An 18,319-nucleotide genomic window follows, 5' to 3' on the forward strand; every position below is an offset into this window, starting at 1 on the left:
AAAGCCCGCTATCTGATCCGGTCAGATAGCGGGCTTTTTCGTTCAAGTGCTCGGCGCACTCGACAGGCTGATCAAGCCCGGTGCCTCAAGGCTCGATGTCTCAAGACTCAGTGCGCCTGATTGAGGAAACCTTCATCCAGCTTCAGCTCGTCATTGCGGTTGACGCCGATATCGCGGGACAGGATGTTGCTGGCGATCTGCTTGGCTTCTTCCAGAGAGTGCATCTGTGCGGTGCCGCACTGATAGACGTTGAGCTCCGGGATCTCTTCCTGACGCGCCACGTTGAGCACGTCCTGCATGGCAGCAGACCAGGCTGCGGCAACGCGAGCTTCTTCCGGTTCACCGATCAGGCTCATGTAGAATCCGGTACGGCAACCCATCGGTGAGATATCGATGATCTCGACGTCATCACCGTTGAGGTGCTCGCGCATGAAGCCGGCGAACAGGTGCTCGAGGGTGTGAATGCCTTTCTCGGAGAGAATCTCTTCATTCGGCACGCAGAAGCGCAGGTCGAAGACGGTGATGTTGTCGCCTTTCGGGGTGCCCATCTTCTTGGCCACGCGCACGGCAGGCGCCTTCATGATGGTGTGATCGACAGTGAAACTATCCAGCAGTGGCATGTGAAGTCTCCAGCATGAGGAAGTGAGACAGGCAGGCAGTCGCCCGCCCGGATTCATGTCTGAAGGGTAGCATATCGCCGCTACTGATTAGAGAGGCAAGCGCGCCGTGCGCAGGGTTATCGCCGGGCAGACGCGCCTCACAGATAGCTTTCGGCAGCGGCTTCACAGCTCACGCAGCGGCGCTGGGACTTTCCCGGCTCACCATCCGACATGGGGTGGTTGAGCTCACCATCGAGCAGGCGGTTGGTGAAGTCGGCCAGGTTGGCCACTACCAGCACGTCCTTGAGTCCCTCGCCATCTGACAGCGTCTTCTGGCCCTTGCCGGTCATTACCAGCGCGGCGCGACAGCCGGCCTTCTGGCCCGCGATGAGGTCACGCAGGCTGTCACCCAGCATCCAGGCCCCTTCGAAGTCGGGAATCTGCAGGGCATCCTGAATCTGGTGGAGCAGACCGGGTTCCGGCTTGCGGCAATCGCAGCCGTCGTCCGGGCCATGCGGGCAGTAGGCAATGTGAGCGATATCGCCACCGGCTTCCTTCACCAGCTGCATCATCTTGGTGTGCATCTGGTCGAGTTCGCGGTGGCCGAAATGGCCACGGGCGATGCCGGACTGATTGGTCGCCACGGCCACGGTATAGCCCGCGCGGGTCAGACGGGCGATAGCCTGGATGGAAGTGGGGTATTCGATCCACTCCTCGGCGTTCTTGACGAAGGCATCGGAGTCTTCATTGATGACACCATCACGGTCGAGCACGATCAGTTTTTGCATGGTCAACTCTTCACTTCAGGGCAGTCAGGGGCGTCAGCCGGGCTGCTTGTCAGGGGTCGCCGCTTTGCCTGGAAAATTGTGAGCCGAGTCACAAGATGACGCTCGCACGTGGGGATGGGCAAATGGCGCCGAGTGGTCGAAGTGCGTGGTGCGACAGGCTGCCGCGCTTTTCGAACACTGTTTCTATACTGGAATACTAGTGCGACCTAGGTAGGGGATCAAGGCAGAAATTGTGACATCGCTGCCGTGTTGCGTGAAATCCTGTCACGCAACACGGCATTTCGGGACCCCGGATGCAAAAGAACCCCGTTGTGGCGGGGTTCTTTTGCAGAGACTGCGATTTACCGATGTCAGGGACAGCGTGGATCGGCAGTTCTTATTGGGTCAGCAGACTGATGTCGGCCACACCCATGAACAGGCCTTGCAGACTGGCCAGCATCGCCAGACGATTGGCGCGCACGGCGGCATCGTCGGCGTTGACCATCACCTGATCGAAGAAGGCATCGACCGGCTCGCGCAGGCTGGCCAGTGCATCGAGGGCCTCCTGGTAGCGCGCCGCGGCGAACAGCGGTGCCACTTCCGCACCACGTGCCGTCAGGGCCTCTGCCAGTGCCTGCTCGGCCGGCTCGCTCAACAGGCTCGCATCCACCTCGGTGCGACCATCGTGCTCGGCCTTGGCGAGGATGTTGGAGACGCGCTTGTTGGCTGCAGCCAGAGCAGCGGCTTCCGGGCGTTCGCCGAAGGCGTGCACGGCACGCAGACGACGTGCGAAGTCCAGCGGATTGCTGATCTTCAGGGTACGCACGGCCAGGTACAGCTCGGCACCCATGCCTTCATCGCTGGCCCAGGCGCGGAAGCGATCGAGCATGTACTCGAGCACGTCCTCGACCAGTCCTTCGGCCTTGGGCAGATCACGATGCTGCTCGGCGCTGACGGTCAGCAGCTCGCGCAGGTCGAGGTCCAGCTCACCCTTGATCAGGATGTTGAGCACCCCGATGGTGGCGCGACGCAGTGCGAACGGATCCTTGGCGCCGGTCGGACGCTGACCGATGCCGAAGATGCCGGTCAGGGTGTCGAGACGGTCGGCCAGGGCAATCGCCATGCCGGCCTTGGTCGTGGGGATCGCATCGCCGGCGAAGCGCGGCAGATACTGTTCTTCCAGCGCGAGAGCGACGGTGGCATCTTCGCCATCGTGACGGGCGTAGTAGTGGCCCATGATGCCCTGCAGTTCCGGGAACTCCAGCACCATCTCGGTGACCAGGTCGGTCTTGGCCAGCTGTGCGGCACGTGCGGCGTGGTCGACATCGGCACCGATGCGTTCCGCGATGTGGCGTGCCACGGCTTCGCTGCGGCGGGCCTTCTCGGCCATGCTGCCCAGCTTCTGCTGGAAGACGACGCTCTCGAGCTTCTCGCGACGCGATTCCAGCGTGCTGCGCAGGTCGGTCTCGTAGAAGAAGGCGGCATCGCCCAGACGCGGACGAATCACCTTCTCGTTACCGGAGATGACCTGTTGCGGGTCCTTGCTCTCGATATTGGAGATGGTGATGAAGGCCGGCTTGAGCTTGCCGTCGTTGTCCAGCAGGTGGAAGTACTTCTGGTTGGCCTTCATGGAGGAGATCAGACACTCCGCCGGCACTTCCAGGAAGCGCTCGTCGAAGGTGCCCGTCAGCGCCACCGGCCATTCCACGAGGCCGTTGACCTCGTTGAGCAGGGCTTCCTCGATGACGGCATTGGCACCATAGACTTCCGCCTCGGCCTGGACCTGTTCGCGGATACGCTCACGGCGCACCTCACGGTTGGCCAGCACGCGGGCATCTTCCAGCGCGTCGAGATAGTCCTCGGCGTGCGCCAGCGTGATGGCCTGCGGCGCATGGAAGCGGTGGCCGAAGGTGGTGCGACCGGAGTCGAGGCCGAGCACGCTGGCCTCGATCACTTCGCTGCCGTAGAGCGCGACCAGCCAATGCACCGGACGCGAGAACTCGATGCGTGAGGCACCCCAGCGCATGTTCTTCGGTACCGGCAGGCGAGCCACGACCTGCTCCAGCATGGCCGGCAGCAGGGCGGAGAGATGCTCGCCCGGCTGGGTGTGACGATAGCCGAGCCAGGTGCCCTTGTCGGTTTCCAGCTCGATCAGATCACTGACTTCGACGCCGCAGGAGCGGGCGAAGCCCTGCACCGCACGGGTCGGTTCGCCATCCTTGAAGGCGGCGGCCTTGGCCGGTCCGCGCTTCTCGATCTCGCGGTCCGGCTGGCGCTCGGCCAGGGATTCGATCATCACCGCCAGACGACGCGGTGTGGCGTAGGCACGTACCTGACCGAAGGCGACTTCGGCGTCGCGCAGGCCATCGGCGAGGCCGTTGGCGAGGCTGTCAGCGAGTGCGTCGATGGCGCCCGGCGGCAGTTCTTCGCAGCCCAGTTCGATCAGCAGGGTATTCACGGAGGCCATGCTTACGCGTCTCCCTCGGTAGTGGTGTCATCGGCGGCGAGCAGCTCATCACGCAGCGCCTGCGGGGCCAGCGGGAAGCCGGCGGCCTTGCGCGAATCGTAATAGGCGTGGGCCACATCACGGGCGAGAGTGCGCACGCGCAGGATGTAGCGCTGACGCTCGGTGACGGAGATGGCGTGACGCGCATCCAGCAGGTTGAAGGTATGTGATGCCTTCAGTACCTGCTCGTAGGCCGGCAGCGGCAGGTTGGCGGTCAGCAGCTTCTGGCACTCGCTCTCGCAGTGATCGAAGGCAGCGAACAGCTCCGGCACGGCAGCGTGCTCGAAGTTGTAGGCCGACTGCTCCTTCTCGTTCTGCAGGAAGACGTCGCCATAGGTCACGACAGAGCCGTCCGGCGCGGTGGTCCAGATCAGGTCGTAGACGCTGTCCACGTCCTGCAGGTACATCGCGATGCGCTCGAGGCCGTAGGTCAGCTCGCCGGTGACCGGGAAGCATTCGATGCCACCTGCCTGCTGGAAGTAGGTGAACTGGGTCACTTCCATGCCGTTGAGCCACATTTCCCAGCCGAGGCCCCAGGCGCCCAGCGTCGGAGATTCCCAGTTGTCCTCGACGAAACGGATGTCGTGGACCAGCGGGTCGATGCCCAGACGCTCCAGCGAGCCCAGATAGAGCTCCTGCAGGTTGGCCGGTGACGGCTTCATCACCACCTGGAACTGATAATAGTGCTGCAGGCGATTGGGGTTTTCGCCGTAGCGGCCGTCGGTGGGACGGCGGGAAGGCTGCACGTAGGCAGCGTTCCAGGTTTCAGGACCGATGGAGCGCAGGAAGGTCGCCGGGTGGAAAGTCCCCGCGCCAACCTCCATATCCAATGGTTGCAGGATGATGCAACCCTGTTCGGCCCAGTATTGCTGCAGGGCCAGAATCAGGCCCTGGAAGGTTTTCACGTCTGGCTGTGTCATTGGTGAAGCCCGTTGGCCCATGAATTCGAGAACTGCCGAGTATACAATCCCCGCTTATCGGGTTATAGGCCGCAGACGAAACCGAGTGCGTGCCATTTCCAAATTCTGATGTGTCGCGTTACTGAACGCGCGCGTTGCCTACAAGCCTCTAGAGGCTCTGGGAGCTCAAATGATCGTCGTTACCGGAGGCGCCGGCTTCATCGGTGCCAATATCGTCAAGGCACTCAATGACCGCGGCCGTACCGATATCCTGGTGGTGGATGACCTGAGTGACGGCACCAAGTTCGTCAATCTGGCGGACCTGACCATCGCCGATTACCTCGACAAGGACGACTTCCTGATTCGCGTCCAGTCGAGCCTGATGGGCGAGTATGCCGAGTTGCCGAAGATCGAGGCGATCTTCCACGAAGGCGCCTGCTCGGACACCACCGAGTGGGACGGCCAGTTTATGCTCGAGAATAACTTCGAGTACTCCAAGGTGCTGCTCAACTTCTGCGAAGCGAACCAGATTCCCTTCCTCTACGCGAGCTCCGCGGCGACCTATGGCGACAGCCAGGTCTTCAAGGAAACGCCGGAGTTCGAAGGTCCGCTCAACGTCTACGGCTACTCCAAGCTGCTGTTCGATCAGCACGTGCGCCAGCGCTGGGACAGCCTGACCACCCAGGTCGTCGGCTTCCGCTATTTCAATGTCTACGGCCCGCGTGAGCAGCACAAGGGCAAGATGGCCAGCGTTGCCTATCACCACCACACCCAGGTGAAGGCGGGCGAGAATCCCAAGCTGTTCGGCGCCTACGATGGCTACGATGCCGGCATGCAGAGCCGTGACTTCGTCTATGTCGGCGATGTGGTCGACGTGAACCTGTGGTTCCTCGACCACCCGGAAGCCTCCGGCATCTTCAATCTGGGCACCGGTCGCGCCGAGCCGTTCAAGGCGATCGCCGAGACCGTCATCGAGTACTACGAGAAGGGCGAGATCGAGTACATCGACTTCCCGGAAAACCTCAAGGGCCGCTACCAGAGCTTCACGCGTGCCGATATCGGCAAGCTGCGCAAGGCCGGCTGCAACGTCGAATTCAAGACCGTTGCCCAGGGCACGCGCGCCTATCTCGAATGGCTGAATCGCTGAGTCCGAGCCCGTGTGGACCGAGCGCGTGGGGACTGAGCACGTGCGGACTGAGCGTGTGTGGATTGAGGGTGAGCGCCTGCCTCGCAAGGGCGATGGGGCAGGGCAAGCGCACCCGCAAGGAGGATTGGCCGTGAAGAGGAGCAAGGCATGAGTGAGCGCATTCTGGTGGTCGGGCCCAGCTGGGTCGGCGACATGGTGATGGCGCAGAGCCTGTTCATGACGCTGAAGCAGCGCTCGCCCGGCTGCCGGATCAGTGTGCTGGCGCCCGCCTGGTCGCAGCCGATCATCGAGCGCATGCCCGAGGTCGAGGAGGCACTGGCGTTGCCGGCGGGGCATGGTGACTTCGCCCTCAAGGCGCGCTGGCAGCTCGGGCGTTCGCTGCGAGGGCGCTTCGACCGCGCCATCGTGTTGCCACGCTCGTGGAAGGCAGCGCTGGTGCCGTTCTTCGCGCGCATTCCTGTGCGCGTCGGCTTCACCGGTGAGCAGCGCTACGGTCTGCTCACCGAGTGTCGCAAGCTCGACAAGTCGGTGCTCGATCAGACCGTCAAGCGTTTCACGTCGCTGGGCTTGCCCGTTGAGGAGGCCAATCCGCCGGCGGGCATCCCGGAGCCCGCTCTGGTCACTGACAGCGCCAATCAGCTGCGCTTGCGCGGCGAGTTGGGGCTGGTGGCGCCGCCGGCACCCATCATCGGCATGATGCCCGGGGCGGAATATGGCCCGGCCAAGCAGTGGCCGCTGGCGCACTTTCGCGCGCTTGCCGAGTCATTGACCCGCCAGGGGGCCGAGGTGCGTATCTTCGGTGGCCCCAAGGATGTCGCGGCGGGGGAGGAGATCGCCCAGGGGCTTGCGGGCGTTCACAACCTGTGTGGCAAGACGCGGCTGGCGGATGCGGTGGACCTGATCGCCGAGTGTCGGGAAGTGGTCAGCAATGACTCCGGCCTGATGCATGTGGCGGCCGCGGTAGGGGCCCGTATCCAGGGCATCTACGGTTCCTCGTCGCCGCATTACACGCCGCCGCTGACGGCCAATCGCGAGGTCCACTGGCTGGCGCTGGAGTGCTCACCCTGCTTCAAGCGCGTCTGCCCGCTGGGGCATACCAATTGTCTGAACCATATTGCTCCCGAGCGATTGTTGACGGCGATCTCGCTGGATGAGGATGCGCGGTGAACCTGCCGAGAAACCGTACGACGGATGATCTGATCCACCCGCGCATGCGCGGGGCCATGCAGCGTGCTCAGCGGATCGAGGCGCTGCGCGCCTGGTGCGAGCACCACCTGATACTGCCGTTCAGTCGTTGCTGGTTGATGCGCTGGAAGCGCCAGCGTGCACGCCATCAATTCCTTGAGCGCCGTGGCCTGCCGCGTCATGCGCTGGAAGACGTGATGGGGCAGGAGGCGTTGACGGTCTGGGTCAATCCGCGTGAGCTGGTGCGCGACGTCAACTTCGGGCGTGACAAGCGCAACCGGCCTTCCTCCAACGCCTTCATCTGGGATGGCGACTGGGACCTGCGGCGCGGTGCCTTCCGCTTCGGTTCACGCTCGCGGCTGATGCGGGACCTGATCGAGCATGGCGATGACCTGACGGTGACGAAGCGCTATCAGCACTTGAAGGCCTTGCTGGAAGCGGGCAAGCCGTGGTCGTCACCGCGTGATGGGCTGTTGATGGACAGCGAAGAGCAGATTCTCGGCTATCTGCGCTGTTATCGCGGTTATCTGCAGGACATGGCCAGCAATGGCTTTCGTCAGGGGGTCACCAAGGACGAGATGGGCGTCGCGGTGACGCGTGAGGGGCGCCTGCTCAAGATCAACCGTGGCCTGCATCGTCTGGCCATGGCGCAACAGGTCGGTGTGCCCAGCGTGCCCGTCGTCATCAAGGCGGTACATCGTGAGTTCTGGGACAGGGTGACCGCTGGTGCCGAAGGCGATGAGGCCCTGCAGCGGCTGCAGGCTGCGCTACGTGAGTGTCGCCCCGAAAGCGAACCAGGCCCGCTGGATCCCCGGACCTATCCCGTGCTGGGTGTGGACGAAGGCTGGCCGGATCTGCGCGGCCTGGAGGACGCTGGTTCGCGCGTCTGAGTTGCTGACCTGCTGTTTGGAAAGACGAGAAAAGCCCTGTTTCATTGTGATGTTTCACATGAAACAGGGCTTTTTTTATTCTCTAGCCGGGCGATAGGTGCCTGGACGATAGGTGCTTGTGGGCCAGGTACTGGGGCGATAAGTATCTGAGATGAAAAGCGGTCTAGCGTGCCAACCGCTGATAAAGCCCCAGATAGGCCTCGCCCATGGCGCTGGGAGTGAAACGTGTCAGATGCGCACGCGCCCCCGCGACCAGCCGCTCCCGACGTGGTGCATCAGCGACGAGTGCCACGATGGCGGCAGCCAGTGCCTGGGCATCGCCGGTGGGCACCAGCACGCCGGTGCTGTCGTCATGCACGATATCGGGGATGCCATCCACATCGCTTGCGATGATCGGGACGCCGTGATCCATCACGTCGAGCAGAATCGAGCCGAGACCCTCGTTGCGCGACGGGAAGGCGAACAGATCGAAGGCTTCCAGATAGTCGCCGACATTGGTGTGGAAGCCTTCCCAGACCAGATTGTCGAGATCGGCACTTTCCGCCTTGAAGGCCGCTTCGTCCTCGCCGGCGCCCAGACAGACGAACAGCAGCTGCGGGTGGCTGTCGCGCAGCCTGCGGGCCGCCTCGATCAGCACTCGCTGGCCCTTGTGGCGGTCCACCAGGGCGCCGACATGCCCGATGACGATGCGATCCCCTGCGGGCGCATTGCCGAAGCGCTGGCGTAGCTCGGCCACGGCTTGCTTGTCGCTGGGCAGGTGGGCGAGGGTGCTGGGGATCAACGCCGTCTCACCCCATTGGCGCTCCCGCAGGTGAGATTCGATCACCGACGAAATCGCCACCCGGCAGGCGGCCGCGCGATAGGTCAGGCGATTGAACGGCTTGTCCTTCACCGGTTGGGGCACCCGGCGTGTCAGCAGGTAGGGCGTGCCGGTGAGGCGCTGATGCAGCCATGCCCAGTGCACGGCCTTGGCTTCGTGAGCATGCACGATATCGGCACGGGGCTGGCCGAGATGGCCCTTGAAGCGTCCGCTGATCTCGATCACGTCCACCGTGACGGCCAGCTCAAGCGCCGCCAGTTCGCTGATCAAGGGCGAGCCCCGCAGGCACACCAGTGACTGGCGGATCGGCGCGCCGGCTTCGCCGTTCTCCCACGGGCTTGCGCGTCGCGCCAGGTCCGCGATCAGGTTGAGCGTCTGGCGCTCACCGCCGCGAAAGCCGCGTGCCAGATTGACATGGCGTACGTGAAGCGGGCGCGTCACACCTCGCGCGGCAGTCGGCTCACAGCTAGAGGTCATGGTCACCATACCTTGTTGAAATCTTCGGCCTTACGCACCTTGGCGTCGCGCTGGAATTCCAGCAGCTTGGCGTATTTCAGGTAGGCATTGACGCTGGCCGACAGCGCCACCGAGAAGCCATCGACGCCATCGCGGAAGCCGGCCTGGAAGACGAACTTGCGCATGAAGGCATTGCTGGCATGCAGGAAGGGAGTGAAGGCGTTGGCGCGTTTTCCCTTCTGATACATGATCTTGGCGGCGCGGTTCGAGAAACGGCCACTGGCCTTGACGAACAGTTCACCGAGATTGGCGAAGCTGTAATGCTCGAGATCGGCGTCCAGCTCGCAGGGATGGTTGGCCTGCACCGAGCTGTGCTGACGCGAATCGCGGAAGGCGAGTTTCTCGCGGTCATACAGGCGCAGGCAGTAATCGGGATACCAGCCGGCATGTCGCACCCAGCGCGAGCCGATGAAGTTGCGACGGCGTAGCGCGAAGCCATCATGGGGCGTGCTGTCGAGTGCCAGTTCCCGGATGGCGCTGACGGCGCCGTCGGTCAGGCGCTCGTCGGCATCCAGAGACAGCACCCAGCGGTGGCTGGCATGGCTTGGCCCGACATTCTTCTGCGGCCCGTCGCCCAGATAGGGTTGATCGATCACCACGGCGCCCATGTTGCGCGCCAGCTCGCAGGTGGCATCGGTGGAGCCGGAATCGACCACGATCAGCTCATCGCAGACCTGGGCCAGCGAGCGCAGGCAGTCCTCGATGTTGTGGGCTTCATTGAGGGTGATGACACAGCCGGTGATGGGCACCGCGGTGCGCAGCTTGCCATCGGGTGAAGGGGCGGCCGAGGCCTCGACGCTCGTGTTCATGACGGTCTCTGTCTGAAGAGCGCCTGCAGCACGACGGGGTGTGGCAGGCGCCGATGGGACTCAGTGGCAGGCTCAGTTCGCGTAGAAGCGGCGCATGGTCTCCATCACTTTCATGACGGGGTTGGCGCCTTCGCCGAGCGCCTGCCGACGATTCATGTCGCCATCGTACACTGCATAGCCGCCGGTGCCTTCCAGTGCATAGATGCGATCGCGCTGAATGATACCGAAGTCCTGATAGCTACCGGAGAGCACCCATTCGTTGTCGACCTCTGGTTGATGGTCGAGAGTGCGAAGCAGGTCATGGCCCATGCTGTAGTCGCTGGGGGGATTGCTGATGCCCATCACATGGCGTAGCAGTGTCGGGACGACATCATAATGTGCGGTGACGGGAGGCAGTGGCAGCTGGCTTCCATAGTGGCCGGCAGGAATGCCGGGGCCGCGCAGAATCAGCGGTACCTGGGTCTGGTAGCGAGTGAAGTTGCCATTGTGTCCCCAGAAATTCTTGCCGCTGTCATTGAACTCCTGAGCATGATCGCCGGTGACGACCAGCACCGTATTGTCCCACTCGCCGTGTTCTTTCAGGTCCTGAATCACGCGCGCCAGTTGCCTGTCCAGATGATACAGCGAGTTCAGGTACAGGTTGTGCACAGGCGTCGGGTCGGTGTCGGGACCCAGGGTCAGATAGTCCATGCCGGTGGCGCTGGGCTGGAAGGGAGTACTGGCACCTCTTGGCAGCGAGTAACCATGCGGAGCATCGTAGAACAGCACGCCCAGCCACGGTTTCAGCGCATGAGCGTCCTGCTGCAGCGCTGTCTGGCGGCGCTGGGCCTGCCAGGCGAGCCAGTCGGTCGTCATCACGCGGTCCCGCATGGCGGGGCTATCGCCCAGGGTGCGCAAGCGCAGATCTGGCACTTTCGGGAAGAGGCTACGGTCCAGGCCGACACCATTGAAGCTTGCCGAGGAGAATAGCCCCAGCGGCCACTGGCGCTGCAGTGCCTGATTGACCAGCACGCTGCCCAGGCCGTCATTCTCCATCGGGGTGACGTAATTGGCGGCCAGGCCAGATAGCAGGCTGAAGAAACCGGTGCGGGTGCTGTTGCCGCCGGAGATGTGATCCGGGAAGTGCAGACCATCCGCCAGGGCGGCGTGCAAGTGGGGCATCGCCTCGGCAGTGAAGCTATCGGCGCGCCAGGAGTCGATCACCAGAAACAGGATGTTGGCAGGCTGGCCGTCGACACCTCTGCTGGTGATGACATCGTCATCCTGTTCAAGCGGTACGGCAGGATAGGCCAGCGAACCCGCCCCGAAATTCTGGATATGCACCTTGGCCGCTTCTGCAGTCCGGGCATCCAGCCACCCGTGGTCTTCCATGAAGTCGCGCGCTGTGGCGGGGAACAGCAGCGGGAAGGCTGGCGCTTCGCGTGTCACCTGCAGGTTGTGATGGGCATCCGACACGATGTGCTGGATGTGGCTTGCCAGCAGCATGAGGAACAGCAAGGCATGCAGCTTGCCTGTCGGCAAACGGTGAGCGCGCTTGACTGCCGCAGGCCCACTCAGTCGATAAGCCAGCCCGCAGCAGAGCGCGATCAAGCCGAGCAGGGTGCAGGCACCCAGTAGCCAGGTCGTGGCATCGAACTCGAAGATTTCACCGTTGCTGTCATTGAGGAACATCGACAGCATGAAGCCGTTGAGATGGAAGCGGTACTGGGCATAGACGAGGCTGTCGATGATCAGTGCGCTCAGTGCACTGCCGGCCAGAATGCCCGCAGGGAGCCACAGCCAGCGGCGAGCGCTGCGCGCGGGCAATATCATGCCGAGCAGGCCAACTGGTAGCCACAGTAGTTGGGCAAGCAGTCCGTAGTGACCCAGCCAGGTGGTGGCCAGGTAGGCCCAACCGCTCAGGCTGGCGGCACTCACTCCTTGCGGGAGTGGGGTAAAGGGCAGATAGCGGGTTGCGACCAGCCAGATCAACACCAGGATGGCGAGAGAGAAGGTGGCGCTGTCGCGAAGATAGCGGCGGCGGCTGTCACGAGGTCGGGCGTTGGCGGGCGCAGGCGAGTCAGGGGTCTTTGCGGTCATCGGTCATATCCGGCGGATAGGAAAAAGCGCGATAACCCATCAAGCGTGGGGATCGGCAAGATAGTTATCATGCATAATATATTGTTAGCATGATACCTTGTTTTGCGCGCCGGATGACCACTTTGTCAGTAATAGAGTTGAACGGAGTGTCAGCAAAGAGTGAAACGGAGCGGGCGCCTACCCTTGATAGGCGCTGCGGATGCGGGCCAGGCACGCCGCATGATGTGTCGGGGTGAAGCGGGCCAACGAACGCCCCAGGCGGGAGAGATTGCTTTCGCGCCAGCGTGCATCCGTGGGAGCCTCGGCATGCAGCTGGCAGCGATCGAGATCGATCACGTAGACGCGTTCGCTTTCATCGATCAGCAGGTTGCGTGCGTTGAGGTCGACATGCTCGAGCCCGGCGTCATGCACGGCGCGGATGGCGTGACCTGTCGCGTCGAGCAGGCGAAGCAGGGCTTCGGGCAGCTCGGCCCCGTCAGGCAGGTGCTGTGCTTCGAGGGCGATCAGGTCATCGGCGAAGGCGCGTGCGCCGGGAATCAGCACCGTGATCAGGGCGGCCTCGTAGGTCAGGCCATGCCGCCACACGCAGGCACCGACGGGCTCTGGCACCGGCAGCCCCTGGCGATACAGGCGCTCCGTCAGGCGCAGTTCGGCGAAGGCGCGGGTGCGCTCAAGGCCGGTATAGAGGTAGCGCTGACTGGCGAGCTTCGCGATCAGGCCGCCGCGACGATAGGGGCGCAGTGCCCAGCGGCGAGCCGGTGTCGCGGTGGTATTGGCGGGTTGCAGTTCGGCGGGCAAACGACAGACATCGAGGAACAGACTCGCCCCGCGCCCCGGCGCTTCACCGGTCACGGCGTCGTGTTCACGCCAGAACGATGGCATGAACCAGTCCGGCGTCATTTGTGGCGCTGTTTCGCCATCATATAGAATGTGGGCATTCTCATTTCGGAAAACTGCCATCCGCATGAAGCATCCTCTCCCTGCCCAGCCCGCACATATCTGCGTGCTCCGGCTCTCCGCTCTCGGCGATGTCTGCAATCTTGTGCCAACGGTACGCGCCTTGCAGCGTCAGTGGCCTGAGGCCCGCATTACCTGGATCGTCGGCAAGGGGGAGCACAGTCTACTGTCCGGCCTGACCGGGGTCGAGTTCGTGGTCTATGACAAGTCCACCGGTCTTGCGGGCATGCGCGCCATCTGGCGACAGCTCAAGGACACGCACTTCGATGTGCTGCTGCACATGCAGCAGGCACTGCGCGCCAGTGCGCTGTCGCTGGGCCTCAAGGCCAAGGTGCGCATCGGTTACGACCGTGCGCGCGCCAAGGACTGGCAGTACCTCTTTACCTCCCATCAGCTGGCCCCGCGAGAGCGCGCCCACGTGCTGGAGTCGTTCATGGACTTCGCGCGTACGTTGGGTGTCGAGGACTGCCGCCTCGACTGGCGTCTCGATGTGCCGCCCGAGGCCTACACCGAAGCCGCACGCGTCACCGGTGAGGCGCCGTATCTGATCATCAGTCCGTGTGCCAATCCGCGACTGCGCAACTTCCGCAACTGGTCGCCGGAAGGCTATGCGGCGGTCGTCGATCATGCCTGGCAGCAATATGGCATCCGCAGCGTGATGACCGGTGGCGGCAGCCCGCAGGAACGTGAAATGGGCGCGCGCATCAAGGCGCTGGTCAGCGAAGGCGCGGTCATCGATGCCATCGGTGGCACCTCGCTCAAGGGCCTGCTGGCGATGATCGATCGCGCCGTGGCCGTGATCGCGCCGGATTCCGGCCCGGTGCATATGGGCAATGCGCTCAACACGCCGGTGATCGGCCTGTACGCCACTACCAATCCAGAGCGTGCGGCACCGTACTGCTGGCAGCATCTGGTGGTCAATCGCTATCCGGACGCCGTGAAGACCTATCTTCACAAGCAGATGGACGAGATCAACTGGGGTCAGCGCGTGCGCCATCAGGACGCCATGAGCCTGATTCGCGCCGAGGATGTCATCGCGCGCCTCGCTGAGCTGCTGGCGGACACCGATGGCGTCATTCGTGGCCAGAGCTGCGAACGTCTGCCGGTCGCGGCTGTCTCCTCTACGGATACCTCTTCTTCCCAATCCCCCTCTGCACGCGGAGACGCCTGATGAAGCTTGATCTGACTGCGCTTGAACAGGCTCGCCTGCTGGTCGTGGGTGATGTGATGCTCGACCGCTACTGGCACGGTGGCACCTCACGCATCTCGCCGGAAGCACCGGTACCGGTGGTGCGAGTCGGCGAGAGCGAAGACCGCCCCGGCGGTGCCGCCAACGTCGCGCTCAACATCGCCTCGCTCGGCGCGCACGCCACCCTCGCGGGTGTCGTCGGTGAGGATGACAACGCCGCCATCCTGACGCGCGCGTTGGAAAACGCCAACGTCATCACGCGCTTCCAGGCCAGTGACAGCGTGCCGACCATCACCAAGCTGCGCGTGATGAGCCGCAATCAGCAGCTGCTGCGTCTCGATTTCGAGGAGCCGCTGCACGAGGTGGATACCAGCGCGCTGGTGAGCCAGGTCGAGGCCGAGCTGGGCGCCAGTGGCGTGATGATTCTCTCCGACTACGGCAAGGGCTCGCTGAATCAGGTCGAGGCGCTGATCGCCGCTGCGCGTGCGGCGGGCAAGCGTGTGCTGGTCGACCCCAAGGGCAGTGATTTCTCGCGCTATCGCGGCGCCAGCATCATCACCCCCAACCTGACCGAATTCGAGACCATCGTCGGGCCGTGCCGCAGCGATGAGGAACTGGCCGAGAAGGGCGAGGCACTGCGTGCCGAGCTCGAGCTGGAAGCCCTGCTGGTGACGCGCAGCGAGAAGGGCATGACCCTGATCCGCGAGGGTTATCAGCCGCTGCACCTGCCGACGCATGCGCGTGAGGTCTACGACGTCACCGGTGCCGGCGATACGGTGATCGGCGTGCTGGGTCTGGCGCTGGCGGCCGGTCACGCCTTCCCGGAAGCCGTGATGCTGGCCAACCTGGCCGCGGGCCTGGTGGTCGCCAAGCCGGGTACCGCGACCCTGTCGGTGGCGGAGCTCTACACCGCGCTGCACGGCGACAAGCTGGCGGAATTCGGCGTGATCCAGGAGTCCGCGCTCATCCCGGCAGTCAAGGCCGCCCAGGCACGCGGCGAGCGTGTGGTGATGACCAATGGCTGCTTCGACATCCTGCACGCCGGCCACGTGGCCTACCTGCAGGAAGCGGCACGCCACGGCGATCGCCTGATCGTGGCCGTCAATGACGACGACTCGGTGGCACGCCTCAAGGGGCCGACACGCCCGATCAACCCGGTGCTGCGCCGCATGCAGGTGCTGGCAGGCCTCGGTGCGGTCGCCTGGGTGGTGCCCTTCAGCGAGGACACCCCGGCACGCCTGATCGAGGCCGTGCTGCCGGATGTGCTGGTCAAGGGCGGCGACTATCGCCCCGAAGAGATCGCCGGAGGAGAGGCAGTGATCGCCAATGGCGGTGAAGTTCGCGTGCTCGGTTTCGAGGACGGCGTCTCCACCACCGCGATGATCGCCACCATTCTCGATCGCGAGGACTAGGCGTGAGCCTTGCCCGCAGCCTCTACAGCACCGCGCTGACCCTGCTGTCGCCTCTCATCTGGCAGCGGGTCTGGCGCGAGCACGATGCCCAGCACCCGCGCCTGGAACGGCTGGGCATCATCCCCTCCACGCCGAGCACCACGCCCGACAGTGAGCGCCCCATCTGGCTGCACGCCGCCTCGCTGGGCGAGGTGGTGATGGTGGCGAGTCTTGTCGAGGCACTGCGTCAGCGCTACCCACGGCGCCCGCTGGTGCTGACGACCATGACGGCCACCGGCGCTGCACAGGCCACACGTCTGCTGCATACGCCGCAGGGCTCGTCAGAGCTGGCCCCGGCCCGTCACCATTACCTGCCGCTGGATTTCCCGCTGAGCGCGCGGCGCTTCGTGCGTCGGCTGCGTCCGGCGCTGGCGATCATGGTGGAAACCGAGCTGTGGCCCAACCTGATGGCCGCCTGTGCGCGGGAGGAGATTGCGCTGTGCGTCATCAATGGCCGCCTGTCACCGCGCGCCTTCCAGCGCTATCGCAGGATCGGCGCCCTGATGCGCGACAGTCTTGCTCACGTCAGTGGTCTGTCGGCCAAGTCGCAGCAGGATCTGGAGCGTTTCATGGCGCTTGGCCTGCCGCCAGCGTGCGGCACGGCCGTCGGCTCGCTCAAGTTCGAACTGGGCATTGCTGAACAGGTCATTGCCGATGGCCAGGCGCTGCGCCAGTCGTTCGCGCAGCGGCCGGTATGGATCGCCGCCTCGACGCATGACGGCGAGGATGGCCAGATACTCGCGGCGCATGCCGCGGTACGAGACCAGCATCCTCAGGCCTTGCTGCTGTTGGTGCCGCGCCATCCGCAACGCTTCGAGGCAGTGGCCGCTCAGGCGGCGCAGTGGTGCCAGGCGCGCGGCGAGAGCAGCCTGCGGCGCAGTGCCATGTCAGAGAGCGGCACCGGTGTGGCTGACGCCGTATCGGTACTGGTCGGTGACAGTCTCGGGGAATTGCTGACGCTGTATGCGGCCACTGATATCGCCTTCATCGGCGGCAGCCTGGTGCCCATCGGCGGGCACAATCTGCTCGAGCCCGCTGCGTTGGGACTGCCACTGCTGAGTGGCCCATCGCTGGACAACTTCAGCGAGATCGCCGAGGTGATGGCCGCGGAAGGCGCGCTTCAGGTCGTTGCGGATGACGCGGCATTGGCCGAAGCGGTGAATGCGCTGTTCTCGGATCAGGCCGCGCAGCAGATGGCAGGCCAGGCGGCCAGCCAGGTCGTGGAGCGCAATCGCGGCGCGCTGAGTGGCACCTTGGCGATGCTCGAGCACCACCTGCCGCTGTGACATCCCCGCGCACGCAAAGTGTGCATTGACTGTCTGGTCAGACAGAAAACGCCGCACAATCGTGCGGCGTTTTCTGTTTGTCAGTGGTCTGGCGCTGCGAGTGGCCTGACTCTTTCCAGCAAGGCAATCTGCAGCTCAGCAATCGACAGTTCAGCAGTCGACAAGCTCGGCTGTCACGCCCATTTCTGCCTCCAGCGCCCCCAGACAATCACGTGCGGCGGGGCTGGCATTGCTGATCACCACATCAAAGTCACTCAGTGGGGCGATGAAGGCGGGGCGCACCATCTCGAACTTGCGCGCATCGACGATCAAGAAGCGCTGCATCGCGCTTTCCAGAGCGGCCTGCTTGGCCGCGACCTCATGGAAATGGAAGCAGCTGACGCCTCGCTCGGCATGCACTCCGCCCGCCGAGAGAAAGGCCTTGTTGATGCCGAGACGGCGGATGGCCTCCGGCATGTCGGTGGCGGTGAATGACTGGGTGGCCGGGTGAAAAAGGCCCCCCAGCATCACCAGCCGCACCCCGGGCAGATGGCCGACCGCGTTGGCCACATTCAGGGCGCAGGTCACCAGGGTCAGCGTCTGCTGGCGGTCGATGGCGGCTGCCAGATGGACCAACGTGGTGCCGCAATCCACATACAGGGTGTCGCCATCCTCGATATGACTGGCCAGCTGCTGGCACAGCGCTTGCTTGATCGGGGCGCTGGCGTCGATCTCGCGATCCAGGCGATAGACGCTGCCGGCGGATGAATCGACCAGCAACAGGCGGCCACCCAGAATTTCCAGCAGTCCGTTGCTGTGCGCCACGTCGCGACGAATGGTCATCTCCGAGACGGCGCATAGCTGTGCGGCGTCGCTCAGTTGCAGAGGGCTGCCTTCGCGCAGAATGGCCTGCAGGCGGTCGAGTCGGGCGGCGCTGTGATTGTTCATGCGGCTTTTGTCCTTTGATGCCGGTTCCGATGAGGGAGCGTTGGCGAAAAACTGGGCTGAAGCGCCACGTCCCACGTCAGAAGCAGATGATAAACCACTGACACACAGGGAGAACCTCAAAAATGCCCCTGACATTGCCAGTCTGGCACTGGAAGACAAGAGGGCGTGAGGTAAAACGGACGTATTGACTATTTGGTCAGGCTGTGACTTTTTGAACATGGTGAGAATGCAGGATAACACTGCACGACGTTGATAACGGGTCGTCGCAGCCCTGCACGCAGCACCCATAACA

At 63.7% G+C, this 18,319-nt stretch carries 15 protein-coding genes; 6 read left to right on the top strand and 9 right to left on the bottom strand.

What is annotated here, in order from left to right; genetic code table 11:
* Positions 1-107: 107 nt before the first annotated feature.
* The 4 genes from luxS to glyQ form a co-directional block, all read right to left on the bottom strand.
* Positions 108-620 carry an S-ribosylhomocysteine lyase gene (luxS, locus tag R1T44_RS01565; RefSeq protein ID WP_043331647.1) on the bottom strand — a complete coding sequence of 171 codons (513 nt, stop codon included), beginning with the start codon at positions 618-620 and terminating at the stop codon, positions 108-110.
* Between the two features lie 137 nt (positions 621-757).
* Positions 758-1,387 (bottom strand): D-glycero-beta-D-manno-heptose 1,7-bisphosphate 7-phosphatase, encoded by a 630-nt coding sequence (gene gmhB, locus R1T44_RS01570; RefSeq protein ID WP_317292447.1) that lies wholly within the window; start codon positions 1,385-1,387, stop codon positions 758-760.
* A 376-nt stretch (positions 1,388-1,763) separates the two neighbouring features.
* Positions 1,764-3,833: a glycine--tRNA ligase subunit beta gene (gene glyS / locus R1T44_RS01575; protein WP_317292448.1), complete on the bottom strand. Its 2,070-nt coding sequence runs from the start codon at positions 3,831-3,833 to the stop codon at positions 1,764-1,766.
* 2 nt (positions 3,834-3,835) lie between these two features.
* Positions 3,836-4,792, bottom strand: coding sequence for a glycine--tRNA ligase subunit alpha (gene glyQ, locus R1T44_RS01580; RefSeq protein WP_107335756.1), 957 nt, complete (start codon positions 4,790-4,792; stop codon positions 3,836-3,838).
* Positions 4,793-4,961: 169 nt separating this feature from the next.
* On the opposite strand from glyQ, the gene rfaD reads away from it, so the two are divergent.
* From rfaD to R1T44_RS01595, 3 genes are all read left to right on the top strand, one after another.
* A complete protein-coding gene (rfaD, locus tag R1T44_RS01585) occupies positions 4,962-5,918 on the top strand; it encodes an ADP-glyceromanno-heptose 6-epimerase (protein ID WP_054556380.1) in 957 nt (318 codons plus the stop codon).
* 147 nt (positions 5,919-6,065) lie between these two features.
* Entirely contained in the window at positions 6,066-7,085 is a 1,020-nt protein-coding gene (gene waaF, locus R1T44_RS01590) for a lipopolysaccharide heptosyltransferase II (RefSeq protein WP_317292449.1), read from the top strand.
* Positions 7,082-7,993, top strand: a complete 912-nt coding sequence (locus R1T44_RS01595) for a hypothetical protein (protein WP_317292450.1) — start codon at positions 7,082-7,084, stop codon at positions 7,991-7,993. The genes waaF and R1T44_RS01595 overlap by 4 nt, the downstream gene beginning before the upstream one ends.
* 163 nt (positions 7,994-8,156) lie before the next feature.
* Here R1T44_RS01595 and R1T44_RS01600 read toward each other — a convergent pair whose 3' ends face one another.
* From R1T44_RS01600 to R1T44_RS01615, 4 genes are all read right to left on the bottom strand, one after another.
* Positions 8,157-9,290, bottom strand: a complete 1,134-nt coding sequence (locus tag R1T44_RS01600) for a glycosyltransferase family 4 protein (RefSeq protein WP_317292451.1) — start codon at positions 9,288-9,290, stop codon at positions 8,157-8,159.
* 2 nt (positions 9,291-9,292) lie between these two features.
* Positions 9,293-10,138 carry a glycosyltransferase family 2 protein gene (locus R1T44_RS01605; protein WP_317292452.1) on the bottom strand — a complete coding sequence of 282 codons (846 nt, stop codon included), beginning with the start codon at positions 10,136-10,138 and terminating at the stop codon, positions 9,293-9,295.
* Positions 10,139-10,210: 72 nt separating this feature from the next.
* Positions 10,211-12,217: a DUF3413 domain-containing protein gene (locus R1T44_RS01610; protein WP_317292453.1), complete on the bottom strand. Its 2,007-nt coding sequence runs from the start codon at positions 12,215-12,217 to the stop codon at positions 10,211-10,213.
* Between the two features lie 177 nt (positions 12,218-12,394).
* The gene (locus R1T44_RS01615) at positions 12,395-13,183 is read right to left on the bottom strand and encodes a 3-deoxy-D-manno-octulosonic acid kinase (RefSeq protein ID WP_279834021.1); all 789 of its coding nucleotides are present in this window, start codon (positions 13,181-13,183) and stop codon (positions 12,395-12,397) included.
* On the opposite strand from R1T44_RS01615, the gene R1T44_RS01620 reads away from it, so the two are divergent.
* Genes R1T44_RS01620 through waaA form a run of 3 tightly spaced genes read left to right on the top strand, consistent with a single transcriptional unit; the run spans position 13,182 to position 17,100 of the window.
* A complete protein-coding gene (locus R1T44_RS01620; RefSeq protein ID WP_153635005.1) occupies positions 13,182-14,345 on the top strand; it encodes a glycosyltransferase family 9 protein in 1,164 nt (387 codons plus the stop codon). The two genes, R1T44_RS01615 and R1T44_RS01620, sit on opposite strands and share 2 nt — an antisense overlap.
* Complete coding sequence (hldE, locus tag R1T44_RS01625) at positions 14,345-15,775, top strand: bifunctional D-glycero-beta-D-manno-heptose-7-phosphate kinase/D-glycero-beta-D-manno-heptose 1-phosphate adenylyltransferase HldE (protein ID WP_043331637.1); 1,431 nt, start codon at positions 14,345-14,347, stop codon at positions 15,773-15,775. Before R1T44_RS01620 ends, hldE begins: the two co-directional genes overlap by 1 nt.
* A gap of 2 nt (positions 15,776-15,777) precedes the next feature.
* The gene (waaA, locus tag R1T44_RS01630) at positions 15,778-17,100 is read left to right on the top strand and encodes a lipid IV(A) 3-deoxy-D-manno-octulosonic acid transferase (protein ID WP_317292454.1); all 1,323 of its coding nucleotides are present in this window, start codon (positions 15,778-15,780) and stop codon (positions 17,098-17,100) included.
* Between the two features lie 150 nt (positions 17,101-17,250).
* On the opposite strand, the gene R1T44_RS01635 is transcribed toward waaA, so the two are convergent.
* Complete coding sequence (locus R1T44_RS01635; RefSeq protein WP_054556386.1) at positions 17,251-18,027, bottom strand: DeoR/GlpR family DNA-binding transcription regulator; 777 nt, start codon at positions 18,025-18,027, stop codon at positions 17,251-17,253.
* Positions 18,028-18,319 lie beyond the last annotated feature (292 nt).

It is taken from the genome of Cobetia amphilecti (genome assembly GCF_032923285.1).
Classification (GTDB): domain Bacteria; phylum Pseudomonadota; class Gammaproteobacteria; order Pseudomonadales; family Halomonadaceae; genus Cobetia; species Cobetia amphilecti.